Source organism: Pseudomonas sp. GW821-FHT02A11 (assembly GCF_059421985.1).
Genome location: NZ_JBWKWB010000049.1, coordinates 1 through 13323 on the forward strand (window position 1 = coordinate 1; position 13323 = coordinate 13323).

At 62.3% G+C, this 13323-nt stretch carries 10 protein-coding genes; 2 read left to right on the forward strand and 8 right to left on the reverse strand.

Annotated elements, in window-relative coordinates:
• Window positions 1-231 precede the first annotated feature (231 nt).
• The 4 genes from AC07V9_RS29395 to AC07V9_RS29410 form a co-directional block, all read right to left on the reverse strand.
• Window positions 232-1083: an urea carboxylase-associated family protein gene (locus AC07V9_RS29395; protein ID WP_495019129.1), complete on the reverse strand. Its 852-nt coding sequence runs from the start codon at window positions 1081-1083 to the stop codon at window positions 232-234.
• 13 nt (window positions 1084-1096) lie between these two features.
• Window positions 1097-1762: a GntR family transcriptional regulator gene (locus AC07V9_RS29400; protein WP_495019130.1), complete on the reverse strand. Its 666-nt coding sequence runs from the start codon at window positions 1760-1762 to the stop codon at window positions 1097-1099.
• Window positions 1763-1960: 198 nt separating this feature from the next.
• Window positions 1961-3112, reverse strand: a complete 1152-nt coding sequence (locus tag AC07V9_RS29405; protein WP_495019131.1) for a phytanoyl-CoA dioxygenase family protein — start codon at window positions 3110-3112, stop codon at window positions 1961-1963.
• Window positions 3109-3972, reverse strand: coding sequence for an SDR family oxidoreductase (locus AC07V9_RS29410; RefSeq protein WP_495019132.1), 864 nt, complete (start codon window positions 3970-3972; stop codon window positions 3109-3111). Before AC07V9_RS29410 ends, AC07V9_RS29405 begins: the two co-directional genes overlap by 4 nt.
• A 160-nt stretch (window positions 3973-4132) precedes the next feature.
• Between AC07V9_RS29410 and AC07V9_RS29415 the strand changes: the two genes are divergently transcribed.
• Both AC07V9_RS29415 and iolG read left to right on the forward strand, forming a co-directional pair.
• Window positions 4133-5158, forward strand: coding sequence for a LacI family DNA-binding transcriptional regulator (locus AC07V9_RS29415; protein WP_495019133.1), 1026 nt, complete (start codon window positions 4133-4135; stop codon window positions 5156-5158).
• Between the two features lie 59 nt (window positions 5159-5217).
• Window positions 5218-6216, forward strand: a complete 999-nt coding sequence (gene iolG / locus AC07V9_RS29420; protein ID WP_495019134.1) for an inositol 2-dehydrogenase — start codon at window positions 5218-5220, stop codon at window positions 6214-6216.
• 965 nt (window positions 6217-7181) lie between these two features.
• On the opposite strand, the gene AC07V9_RS29425 is transcribed toward iolG, so the two are convergent.
• Genes AC07V9_RS29425 through lexA form a run of 4 tightly spaced genes read right to left on the reverse strand, consistent with a single transcriptional unit; the run spans window position 7182 to window position 12955 of the window.
• Window positions 7182-10289: an error-prone DNA polymerase gene (locus AC07V9_RS29425; protein ID WP_495019135.1), complete on the reverse strand. Its 3108-nt coding sequence runs from the start codon at window positions 10287-10289 to the stop codon at window positions 7182-7184.
• A complete protein-coding gene (locus tag AC07V9_RS29430) occupies window positions 10286-11713 on the reverse strand; it encodes a Y-family DNA polymerase (RefSeq protein WP_495019136.1) in 1428 nt (475 codons plus the stop codon). The genes AC07V9_RS29425 and AC07V9_RS29430 overlap by 4 nt, the downstream gene beginning before the upstream one ends.
• A 7-nt stretch (window positions 11714-11720) precedes the next feature.
• Window positions 11721-12338 (reverse strand): translesion DNA synthesis-associated protein ImuA, encoded by a 618-nt coding sequence (gene imuA / locus AC07V9_RS29435; RefSeq protein WP_495019137.1) that lies wholly within the window; start codon window positions 12336-12338, stop codon window positions 11721-11723.
• The gene (lexA, locus tag AC07V9_RS29440) at window positions 12338-12955 is read right to left on the reverse strand and encodes a transcriptional repressor LexA (protein WP_495019138.1); all 618 of its coding nucleotides are present in this window, start codon (window positions 12953-12955) and stop codon (window positions 12338-12340) included. The genes imuA and lexA overlap by 1 nt, the downstream gene beginning before the upstream one ends.
• Between the last annotated feature and the right edge of the window lie 368 nt (window positions 12956-13323).

A 13323-nucleotide genomic window follows, 5' to 3' on the forward strand; every position in this document is an offset into this window, starting at 1 on the left:
GGGTTAAGCTGGGATATCGCCGATAGCCAAGCCTTGAACTCTGTGGCTCGCATCGCAGACCTCCGAAAACGAATGTCAGACTTTACAAGCTTAGCTGTCAGCAACACTTTACGCAGACAGAGCCAATTCATTCGCGAGAGGTCGGTACAGCCGGCAGATGTGTAACGGCTGCACAAACGTCTCGCGTATGAATTCGCTGCCACAGGTACCCGTAGCACTAAGGGTATCTGTTCAGGCTTCCCAATCCGCCTTGCCAATCTTCAACCCATGCAACCCCTTGTACTCGGCACGCTTGGGCGACTCCCACCCTTGCAACAGCGCAGCGTGCAGATCATAAATCTCCACGCCCAATGGGCGGCAGACGCTCAGCGGATCTTGTGCGTGCGGCCCCCACATCGGCAGCGAGAGGTCGCCGCCAGGGCAAGTGGACAAGGCGCACAACAAGTCGATTTCGGCGAAGAACTCCAGGTAATCGCCCTTTTGCGCCGGGCATGCCTTCATGAAGTACATGTCGTCGTGGTTCAGGCCGGTGCACTGGAAGATGTTCAGCACGTCATGAACGTCGAACTCGGTCAGGCCATGGGGCAATACGGCGCGGGTCAGGTTGGAGTGGCAGTGGTGATGAAAATCCTCGCCGGTGAGCATCTTGTTCACGTAGGGGTCGCAGCGGGTGCCGAGCAGGTCATGCAGGCGGCCGCCGTGCTCGTCGATGCCGTAGCTGGCCAGGCTGTCGTCGGTGATGGTGACCAGCGGACGCAGAAACGGCAGGTTCGACCACAGCCGGTCGTGAGTGGTGACGTGCGCGCCCTGCAGCTGCCGGGTGCGCGCCGCCCACAGGCGCTCACGGGGGTCGTTGGCGTTCCAGACGTTGAAATCACCGACCTGCGGACCGACCGGTGTGGTCACGCGAAACACCTGCCCGGCCTTGACCTTCCACGCCCGCCCGGTCCGAATCGGCACCTCGAACTGCTCGACCAGGGTGCGGCCGTCCTGCTCTTGGCGAATGCGCTCGTAGAACGCGGTGTCGACCTGCAGGGCCGCGCCTTTGCTGACCTGATACGCGGCTGGGTAGTCTTTGTACATGGCAATCTCCTGCTCAATGGCTGGCGACGTTGGCGAGCAATGCCAGCGCCTGGTGTTCGGAATCGTTGAGGTAAGTGTCCATCGCGTCGCCGGCTTCAACCCGGCGGTTGTCGACCAGCAACTGATAGATGTGCCGGTCGCGGTCAAGCCAGGGCGCCTGGTAGCGGCCTTCATCCAGAGCGGCGGAGAACACCAGACGCATCTGCGCGACGATATTGGTGAAGAACTCGTCGAACGACGGGCTGCCCAGCAACCCCACGACATGCTGATGAAAACGCAGGCTTTGGGTGGCAAAGGCGCGCCAGTCCTCGCGTTCGCAGGCAAGCTCGGCCGCCTCGATGGCATCGGCCATGCGCTGCGCCGGGTGCTCGGCCAACGCCCCCCCGGCAAGAATGGCGCGGGTTTCGAGGGTGCGGCGGACCATGAACAGGTCGCGTACATCGGCTACGGCGAGGCGACGGACAATCACACCCTTGTGGCGGATATAAGTGGTCAGGCCTTCGCGACCCAACAGATGCAACGCCTCGCGCACGGTGTTACGCGAGGCGTTGTAGCCGCGCACCAGTTCGCTTTCCACCAACGGCATGCCGGACAACAGCCGACCGTTGATGATGGCTTCGCGAACCTCGCGGGCGACCTGATCGGCCAGGGACAGTCCGTTTTCTTTGGCAATGGACACAGTGTGTTCCTTGGGAGAACGGATTGTTCAACAACCCGGTTTCCATCAGAACAGCACAGGCCGTGCCAGATTGTCAGGCGGATCTGCAATCTGCCCAAATCTGCTGCGCCAGAGCTTTCATCAACATGCACAAAGGGCTGGTGCCGTCGTAACCTCCGACGTCTGCCACAGGTACAGCGCCAGGAGTCAAGGTCGGCATCACGCCAATCGCTTGCGCCTCAGCGATTCCACCGCCTCGACAAATCGTCCCATCTGCCACCGCTCGCGCAACGCCCGTTCCAGCAACTGCTGGCCCGTCTGCGGCGCCATGCCGTGCAATGGCGGATCAGTATCCAGGTTGGTGGGAAACGAATACCCGTCCGCACTCATGGCAATCACCGCCTGCATGCCCTCCTCATCCAGTTCGCCCTGCTCCACACGCTTGAGCAGCGACGGATACAGCGCCAAGACCATTTTCTCCCGGTTGACCGTTTCCATCGGCTTGCCGAATGCAGAAGAAATCTGCAACAGGTTGGCCATGCGAAACTGATCCGTCGTGCGATTGGTGCCCGCCGCGTGAAACAGCGCAGGGTTGAAAAACAGCAGATCACCCTTGTTCAACGGCAGTTGAATGGCACGACTGGCGAAGTAGTCGATAAAGCGCTGATCACGCCACGCCAGGTAGCCCAATTCGTACTGCTGGGAGAACGGCAGCAGCAAGGTCGGGCCGGTTTCCAGCGGCATGTCGGTGTGGGCCACGGCGCCTTGCAAGGTCAGATTCTGCGACAGCCGATGAATCGGCAGCGGAAAACGCGCCGCCACCTCATCGCTCTGGAAGCCCAGGTGATAATCCCGATGCGGCTGTTGCGCCTGGCCGCCCGGCGTCACCACGTTGACCTGCGCGGTGGCCTGAAAATACGGCCCCAGCCAGGCTTCCGAGATCAGCCCCAGCAGTGGGTTAGCGTAATACTCGATAAACGAATCCGGCGAATGCTCGGCAGCCTTTTGCAGAGAATTCCAGATCCGCTGATTGGCCCCGGCCTTGGCGAAATGGTCGGCGCGCACGACGCTGGCAGACTCGTCGGCGATGATCTGGCGAAACACTTCGCTGTGCCGATCGATAACGCCTGTATCGCGGTACGTATTACGTACTGCCATTACACCAGAACCGTCCCGAAACAAGCGATGCAACTCGTCCAACAGGGCTGTACGGTCCAGCTGCATGGCACTGCGCAGACGATCGGCCTGATAGATGACGACCTTGCTGATGACTTCATGAGCATGGGGGTAGTCGGCCAGGTTGACCTCTTGCTCGCACACGTCCGCGAATGCCTCGACGTCGATATCGGCGGCGCTGGCAAACAGGCTCATGGCGCGACTCCGTCAAGGGTGAGCGGCGCGTCAGGACGTGGCGCCGAACCGTCGCCGCAGCCAATGATGCCCTGCTCCATGTCGATGATCGCGCCGGTGGTCAGGCCCGACTGATCGGACAGCAGGAAAGCCACGCTATTGGCCACCTCTTCAGGCTTGAGTAAGCGGCCAAAAGGCGCCTCGGCCTCAGCTCGCTGCAGCCAGCCGTCCTGGGCGCCGTGGTACTGGCGCTGAATCTGGTCTTCATGAGGGGTGTCCATCCAGCCGATGTTCAGGCCGTTGACGCGGATGCGGTTGCGCAAGGTGCTAAACGCCACGTTCTTGGTCAGCACCGCCAGCGCCCCTTTGGATGCGGCATAAGCCGACAGGAACGATTGGCCGCCATGGCCGGTGACGCTGAGAATGCTGACAATCGAGCCCTCGACCTTGTTGGCGATCATCAGCTTGATGCATGCCTGCATCAGGAAAAACGGCGCCTTGACGTTGACCGCGAACAGGCGGTCGAACAGTTCCGGCGAGGTGTCGATGATGGTCCCGCGATCGGACATCCCCGCGCAGTTCACCAGCCCGTGCACGGTGCCGAAATGTTCCTTGGCGGCGGCCACGACGCGGCGGCAGTCCTCGACATTCTCCATGTCGGCTTCGACGAAAAACGCCTGGCAATCCAGCTCGGCCAGCAGGCGCACCTGCTGCTCGCCCTTGTCGCGGCTGCGCCCGCAGATGATCAACCCGGCAGCGCCGCGCAACGCCAGGGTTCGCGTCACGGCGGCGCCCAGCCCCTGGGTGCTGCCCGTGACGACGTAGTAACGGCCGGCGAATGAAGTGGAAAGATTCGGCGTGGAAACATCACGTACTGACATGCCCTTCTCCTGCTGTTGTTGTTTTTAGCTGCGGAAACATCATCGCAATAGAATTTAAATTCCATCTGTACAATGAATAGAACTAAGACTAGCATTGCGTTCACCTCAGTCAGACCCGAATCGACCTCAACAAGACCTCAAAAAAGGCTCAGGAGATTCCATGCTCGACCGCGCCAGACGTTTCTCCATCAAGCAGATCGCCGCTCAGGCAGGGGTCAGCAAAGCCACGGTCGATCGCGTCCTGCACGAGCGCGGCAGCGTGCATTACCAGACCAACCGGCGTATCCAGCAAGCCCTTGAAGAACTCGAAGCCCAAGAAAAATCCGGGCCTGCCGTGGGTCGCACCTTTCACATCGACATCATCCTGCATACCCCCAAGCGCTTCAGCGACGCCGTGCAGCAAGCCATTCACGCGCAGTTGGGCAGCCTGGCGCCCTTCCGCATTTTTCCGCGCTTTCACCTGTATCAGGAAATCGACACTCAGCAGATGCACGACCTGATCCTGCGCTGCGCCAGCAAGGGCAGCCAAGGCTTGATCCTCAAGGCCGCTGATGAGCCGCAGATCAACGAAGCGGTGAATCAGGTCACCGCCGCAGGGGTTCCGGTGGTGACGCTGGTGTCCGACCTGCCCCAGAGCGAGCGCATCGGCTACATCGGCATGGACAACCGCACCGCCGGGCAAACCGCCGCGTACCTGATGTCGCGCTGGCTCGACAACAGTTCCCAGGACGTCGCCGTGGTGATCAGCAGCGAGCTGTTTCGTGGCGAGGAAGAGCGCGAGATGGGCTTTCGCACCTGGCTGCGCAGCCGCGCCCAGCACCTGCGCGTGGTCGACATAAGTGGCGGTTTTGGCGTCTACGAACCCACGCTGGAACGCGTGACCCAGGCCTTGAAGGACAACCCCTCGATAAAGGCCGTGTACAGCGTCGGCGGTGGCAATCGCGCAATCGTCGACGCCTTCGCCGCCGTCGATCGCCCCTTGACCGTGTTCATCGGCCACGACCTGGATCAGGAAAACCGCCAACTGCTGGCCGAAGAAAAGATGGCCGCGATCATCGATCACAACCTGCAGGTCGATGCCCGCCATGCGTTCACCCAGATCCTGCAGTTTCACCGGCTATGGCGGGCTGACCCGATTCCCGCCTCGCCGGTGCAGATCGTCACCCCGTTCAATTTGGCCCATTGATGCCCGGGCCAGCAGCACCCTGATCGCCCCTGACAACAACAATCCAAGGAGATCCACCCATGCTACGCATCGCAGTCCTCGGCGCAGGCCGTATTGCCAACATCCACGCCGCCAACGTCGCGGCCAACCCCGATGTGCAACTGTCGGTGATCGCCGACCCCTGGCGCGAAGGCGTCGACAAGCTGGCGGCCAGGCTGGGTTGCGCGGCGGCCTACGACTGCGCCGAAGCCATCGCCCGGGACGACGTAGACGCCATCGTCATCGGCACGCCCACCGACACCCATATCGACTTGATGCTGCGCGCGGTCCAGCTGGGTAAACCGGTGCTGTGCGAAAAGCCCATCGATCTGGACTTCGCCAAGGCCGCCAAAGCCGTTGAAGACATCGAGCGCCTGAACGGCAAGGTCATGCTGGGCTTCAACCGTCGCTTCGACCCTGACACCCTGCAAATGCGCAAGGCCATTGCCCAGGGCGACATCGGCGACGTGCGTCAGGTGGTGATCACCAGCCGCGATCCGGGCCTGGCGCCGGTGGAATACCTCAAGCACTCAGGCGGGATCTTCCGCGACATGACCATCCACGATTTCGACACCGCGCGCACCCTGCTGGGCGAAGAACCGGTGGAAGTGATGGCCATCGCCAGCCGCTTGGTCGAGCCGGCCCTGGCACAGATCGATGATTACGACAGCGTGATGGTCCTTCTGCGCACTGCCTCCGGCAAGCAATGCCACATCAACTGCTGCCGCGAAGCGGTCTACGGCTACGACCAGCGCCTGGAAGTGTTCGGCTCCAAAGGCATGGTGCTCAACGACAACCACCGCCCTAGCACCGTGCGCACCTACAGCGCCACCCAGACCGAAGTACGCGAGCCGCTGGAGAACTTCTTCCTTGAGCGCTACACCGATTCGTACCGCAACGAATTGAACCAGTTCATCGACGCCGTACGCGCCAATGAGCCCCTTCCCACCAACGCGCGGGACGGCCTGAAGGCGCTGCACCTGGCCAATTGCGCGCTGGAATCGATCAAGACCGGTCGGGCGGTGAAAGTCGAGGTTTAATGATGGCGGTGTGTCTACCTGCATGATGCGCCTGACACACCACTAAACCTGTGGGCGTGAGCTTGCTCACGAAAGCACGCTGTTAGTCGCTATCAATGTGACTGCACAGCCGCATTCGCGAGCAAGCTCACTCCTACAGGGGACTCGCTATCTGAATCGCGACTGCATACGTCCAGCCCGGTCAGCAGCCACGCCTCTACATCACATGGGTATCACCTGAAGCCTCGGCGCGGCGGACCTCTCTGTGGGAGCGAATTCATTCGCGAAACGGGGGTACATCCAACACCGATAAGCTGGATGTACCGACCTCTCGCGAATGAATTCGCTCCCACAGGAATATCGCAGTCCAATCGTTTATTTGAAATCGCGACTGCGCACGTCCAGCCCGGTCAGCAGCCACACCCCTGCATCACATGGGTATCACCTGAAGCTTCGGCGCGGCGGGCCTCTCTGTGGGAGCGAATTCATTCGCGAAACGGGGGGACATCCGACTCCGATAGGCTGGATGTACCGACCTCTCGCGAATGAATTCGCTCCCACACGAATATCGCAGTCCAGTCGTTTATTTGAAATCGCGACTGCGCACGTCCAGCCCGGTCAGCAGCCACGCCCCTGCATCACATGGGTATCACCTGAAGCCTCGGCGCGGCGGGCCTCTCTGTGGGAGTGAATTGATTCGCGAAACGGGGGGACATCCGACTCCGATAGGCTGGATGTACCGACCTCTCGCGAATGAATTCGCTCCCACAGGAATATCGCAGTCCAGTCGTTTATTTGAATCGCGACTGCGCACGTCCAGCCCGGTCAGCAGCCACACCCCTGCATCACATGGGTATCACCTGAAGCCTCGGCGCGGCGGGCCTCTCTGTGGGAGCGAATTCATTCGCGAAACGGGGGGACATCCGACTCCGAGAGGCTGGATGTACCGACCTCTCGCGAATGAATTCGCTCCCAGAGGGGACTCGCTATTTGAAATCGCGACTGCGCACGTCCAGCCCCGTCAGCAGCGGAGTCAGGTCGAACAGGCGTTGGGCGATGACGTGGCGCACCCCCTTCTGGTATTCGAACTTGCCGAAGACCTGCATCAGCTGCGACCCCACCAGCACCTTGCGTTGACGTTCGGCGAGATCCCGCCAGACCACGACGTTGATCATCCCGTGCTCATCTTCCAGAGTGACAAAGGTCACGCCGCTGGCCGTGCCCGGTCGCTGTCGCCCCACCACCAAACCCGCGACGCTGAAACAACGCCCGTGCTCTTCATCCAACAGGTCTTTGGAACAGCGGAAGCGTTTGCCCGCCAATGTGTTGCGCAGCAGCGCCAGCGGGTGCGGGCCGAGGGTCGTGCCAATCGTGTCGTAATCGGCCATCAGGTCTTGAGCCACGCTGGGCAAGGGCAAGGCCACCTGCGCTTCTTCGCCGAAGCAATCCTCACCGAACAAGGGCCGCTGCACTTCGACCCCGGCCATCTCCCAGCGCGCACGATGACGATGGCCGACCAACCCGCGCAACGCCCCGGAATCCGCCAGCGAGGCCCGCGTCCGATTGTCGAGATCGGCGCGCACGCACAGGTCAGTGACGTCTTTGAATGCGCGTTGTTGCCGGGTCTGCTCGATGCGTCGGGCGTCCTCCTCGCGAAAGCCACGAATCATGCGCAGGCCCATACGGATCGCCAGATTCTGCGTGTACTCGCGCCCTTCTACCGGTTCCAGCGAGCAATCCCAGTCGCTGTAGCGAATGTCCACGGGATGCACGTCGATGTGGTGTCGGCGGGCGTCCTGCAATAATTGGTCGGGGCTGTAGAACCCCATGGGCCAGCTGTTGATCAGCGCGCAGGTGAAGGCCGCGGGTTCGTGGCACTTGAGCCAGCAGCTGGCGTAGGTCAGCAAGGCGAAGCTGGCGGCGTGGGATTCGGGGAAGCCATAGCTGCCGAAGCCTTTGATTTGTTCGAAGATGCGGCGGATGAATTCGTCGGGGTAGCCCTTCTCGGTCATGCGTTCGCTGAGGCGAATGCGATGAGGTTCAAGGCCGCCGTGGCGCTTCCAGGCTGCCATGGAACGGCGCAGTTCATCAGCCTCCCCCGGCGAATAATCGGCCGCGACAATCGCCAGTTGCATGACCTGCTCCTGAAACAACGGCACGCCGAGGGTGCGTTTGAAAACGGCTTCCAACTTCTTGGAGGGATAAGTGACAGGTTCCTCTTTATTCCTGCGACGCAGGTACGGATGCACCATATCCCCCTGAATCGGACCAGGCCTGACGATGGCGACCTCGATCACCAGATCGTAAAACGTCTTGGGTCTGAGTCTTGGCAGCATCGACATCTGTGCCCGCGACTCGATCTGGAATACACCGATGGTGTCGGCACGACTGATCATGTCGTAGGTCGGCTTGTCCTCTGCGGGAATGGTCGCGATGGTCCAGCGCTTGTGGCGATGCAACTCAACCAGATCGAAGGTACGCCTCAGGGCACTGAGCATGCCTAACGCGAGAATGTCGACTTTGAGCAACCCCACCAGATCCAGATCGTCCTTGTCCCACTGAATGATCGTGCGGTCAGCCATGGCAGCGTTCTCAACCGGCACCAACGTCTCCAGCGGGTGCTCGGAAATCACGAAACCACCGGGGTGCTGCGAGAGGTGACGCGGAAACCCGATCAGCTCGCCAGTCAAGGTCAGCACTCGGCGCAGCACCGGGCTATCCGGCTCGAAGCCTGATTCACGCAAACGCTCGGCGGGCGGCAGGTTGTCGGTCCAGCGTCCGCAGCAATCGGCCAGTGCGTTGATCTGATCAGGCGGCAAACCGAGTACTCGCGCCACATCACGAATCGCCCCTGCGCCGTGATAGGTGCTGGCCACAGCCGTCAGCGCCGCCCTGCCCCGACCATAGCGGCGGAAGACGTATTGCAGGACCTCTTCACGGCGTTCGTGCTCGAAATCGACGTCGATATCCGGGGGCTCATCCCGCTCTTTGGAAATAAACCGGGCAAACAGCATCTTGCTCTCACCTGTTGCCGGATTCAGTTCGGTGATGCCCAGCGCGAAACAGACCGTGGAGTTAGCCGCCGAGCCTCGTCCCTGGCAAAGAATGGCTTGATCTCGGGCAAAGCTGACGATGTCGTGAACCGTGAGGAAATAGCTCTCGTAGTTCTTCTCGGCAATGATCTGCAACTCATGATCAATGTTCGTGCGGGCGACCTCCGGAACGCCATCCGGCCAACGCTTGCGCGCCCCTTGCTCCGTCAGCTCACGCAACCAACTGGTCGCCGAATGCCCCATCGGCACCAACTCCTGAGGGTATTCGTACTGCAACTGCTTGAAATCAAAGGTGCAACGCCGAGCGATGTTCAGGGTTTCGGCCAGCAAACGTTCGGGATACAGGTCTGCGAGAACCGCGCGCGGGCGCAAATGCCGCTCGCCATTGGGAAACAAGCGATGCCCGGCTTCGGCCACCGTAGTGTGATGACGGATGGCGGTCATGGTGTCCTGCAGGGCCCGGCGGCCGCGGGCGTGCATGTGGACGTCACCGCAGGCCACCGCCGGAATGCCGAACGCATCGGCCAGCGACAGCAACGTGTCGAGCCGATGTCGGTCGTCAGGACCACAATGCAGCTCGACACCCAGCCACAAGGTCTGCGGAAAAAGCCCGCACAACCAGTCGCCCTGCTCTTGTCGACTCTCGGCCGACTGGTCCAGATCCGGCAACCACAACGCCAGCAGGCCATCGAGGGGGGTGTCGAAATCCTCGCGCATCAGCCGGTATTCGCCCTTCTTGCTGCGCCGCCGACCTTGGGTGATGAGCTTGCACAGGGCTTGATACCCAGCGAGGTTCTCGGCCAGGAGCACCACTTTAGGCCCGTGCTCGATGGCGATTTCACTGCCGACGATCAACGGAATTTCGCATGTGATCGACGCCTGCCACGCCCGCACGATCCCCGCCAGCGTGCACTCATCGGTGATGGCCAGGCCCTGGTAGCCATGCAGCTTGGCGCGCTCGAACAGCTCCTGCGCACTGGACGCCCCGCGCTGAAAACTGAAGTTGGACAGGCAGTGCAGCTCGACGTACTCGCAGCTCATGCAAACCACCCGTGCAGCAACAGGCCGCTGTCACCCACACTGCGATAGGCCCAGCCGCGCAGGCCGGTGCGGGTTTCGACGAGGTAGTAATCGCGGCGCACATCCCCGCCGTCCCACCAGCCGGACTCGATACGTTCAGGGCCAGCAAGCACGCGCAGGCCAGGGTCGGTCAGAGGCTCCGGCTCTCGCAGCAGCCAGCCCGGACGCGGCACCGGGTTGATACCGGCGGCAGGCTTGCTGAGCGAAGCCGACTGCCAGGCACATTCGGGGCGATGGTCGGCGTGAAAGCTCAAGCCACTGACCGAGTCGTCCCCCAGCCGCGCCCGCAGGCGTTCGCGCAATTGCTCCCACGGCAGGCTCTGCTGCGGACGGTCGTCGAACAGCTCGCGATGAGCCGGCACGAACGCGGGCAAATCCCTGGCCAGCAACTTCAGGGCCCGCACCGGGGATGGCACGACCACCTGTTCCAGACGCCCACGCGCCAGCTCGAACAGCATGTTGGCCTCGCGCTCGGCACTCAACAGGCCCACTGGAATCAGCGTGTCCGGGGCTGCACTGCCGACGCTGGGCACGTGCTCCAGATGAATGACAAAACGCTGCACGCCACTGTCCCGGCCACCGAGAAACAACGCCAGATCGGCAATCATGCGTTTGAGCGGGAACAGCAACGCCTGATGGGATTCGACGTCGAAATTCAGCTCGATGCGTGTCTCGAAGTGATCCGGCGGCAGGTAGCACTCCAGCGCCACGGGCCGTCGCCCGAGCAGCGTATCCAGGTGCTGCAGCACCTGCGCCGGGAAGCGTCGGGCCAGCGTGTCGCGGGGCATGGCCAGCACCTGGCGCAACCGATGCAGGCCCATGCGCGCGAACGCCGTGGACACCTCCGTCGACAAGCCCAGCCGGTTGACCGGCATCTGCTCCAGCATCTGTTGCAGGCTGTCCGGACAGGTCACCGCCAGCCCGTCGTGGGCGCTGGCCAGCATCCGCGCAGCCACAGGATTAGGCGCGGCGACGATGCGATGGCTGAAACCCATGGCGGTCAACTCCTGACGAAGACGCGCCTCGAACACCGGCCACGGGCCGAACAGGCCGAAGCTGGACTCGACTTCCATGAGCAACACGCGGGGGTATTTCAGGCTGACGTGCGAGCTGAAGCGATAGGCCCACGATGCCAGCAAGCGGTGCCAGTGCTCGGTTTGCGCGGGGTCATATTCAACGGTGTCGAATTCGCGGGTCATGGCGTGGGCTGCCGTCAGCGACTGACCGGCTCGCAACCCCAGTTCCCGAGCGGCGGCATTGACGGTTTGCAGCACACGACGCTGGGCCGTGCCGCTGATCAGGGCCAGCGGTTTGTCGGGTTCGGCGCGACGACGCATGACGCCGTCCAGCGCCAGTTGCGGCAGCAGGACACAAGCCCAGAGCATGGAAACCTCAAGGCCCCGTGGTGAAAGGAATGGGGGAAGCAGGCGCCAGCCCGCCTCGGCACTTGAGCACGCGTAGCTGGCTGGGGCGCAGGTCGATGGCCAGACGCAGGGCCGCAGGCGACGGGTTGGCAGCGGCCTGTTGCCCACGACAGGCGAACGCCAGGGTTTCGCCGGTTTCGGCCGCCACCTGCAAACGACGCAAGGCACGGTCATCGACCTTGTTCGGCCAGCACAACACCGCGCCACAACTGCCTGAGCGCAGACATTGCTCAACGGCCCACAGGGCATCGGTGTCGCTGGCCTGAATCACCGACAACTGGCGCAGATCGACTCCGGCTGCCTGCCACGCCTGGGGATAGGGCACATGAGGCGGCGCGACCAGGACGATGCGCTCCCCCTTGTCCGCCAGCCGCGCCAAGGTGGGCCACAACAGACGCAACTCGCCGCTGCCGTGGGCCGGGATGAGGATTTCCGTCAGCGCTGCGGGCGGCCAGCCGCCAATGGGCAAGGCCGCATCGAGCAAGGCATGGCCCGTGGGTTGCGCGGCAACCGGCTGGACCTGCGCTCGACCTTTCCAGACCCGACGCTCGTCCAGCAGCGCGTCAAGGCTGACCACCGCGCCCATCATTCCCGGCGCACCAGCCCGCAGAACACGCCTTCAATGGCGAAGTCCTGATCGGGGAGCACGACGATGGGGGCATAGGCCGGGTTACGCGGCAACAGGCGGAACTGGTTGTTGCCGCGTTCGAGACGTTTGATGGTCACTTCGCCATCGAGCCGCGCCACGACGATCTGGCCGTCCTTGGCGTCGGCGCTTTGCAGGATGCCAACCAGGTCGCCGTCGAAGATGCCGTCTTCGATCATCGAGTCGCCTTTGACCCGTAGCAGATAATCGGGGATGCGCAGAAAGGTGCGGCTGTCGAGGGTGAAGGTGTCGTGAATGTCGATGTCGGGGCCGATGGGGGCGCCAGCGGCGACGCGGCCGAGGACGGGGATTTCAAGCATCTCGGCGCGGCGTGTGTGTTCGACGAGGCGAATGCCGCGGGCCTGATTGGCGGTGACTTCGATGAAGCCGGCTTCGGTGAGTGCGACGATGTGTTTGCGTGCGACGCTGCGGGAAGCGAATCCGAAGGCTTCGCAGATTTCAGCGAGGCTCGGTGGCTGGGCGTTTTGGGCGATGCGGTCACGGATGAAGGTGAGAATGGCAGCGCGTCGGGAGGATAGAGTCGTCATGGAGTACATTTGTACTCTTTTCGATGGGTTCTGGCTAGGGCTACTCATCGCATACACCTGAGCGTTGCCGTTGCCGTTGCCGTTGCCGTTGCCGTTGCCGTTGATCTTCATGCGCAACAGTCCAGACACCGCAGAACGCGACTTGGGTGCAGGCCGAACGCAGGCGGCGCGGAGTGGGCCGAGCCGCATGGATGCGGCGAGAGCGCTGCTAGGACATGGATGTCCGTTCAGCGCGGGCCCACGGAGCGTCGCCGGAGTGAGGGAAGCTCGACGAAGGAGAGCCCCAACCAGGAGCAGGGCCTGAACTGACCCCCAAAAGTTGGACACCCTGTCCAACCAAAGGGATGCCCACCATGAAATACACTCCAGCCTTCAAG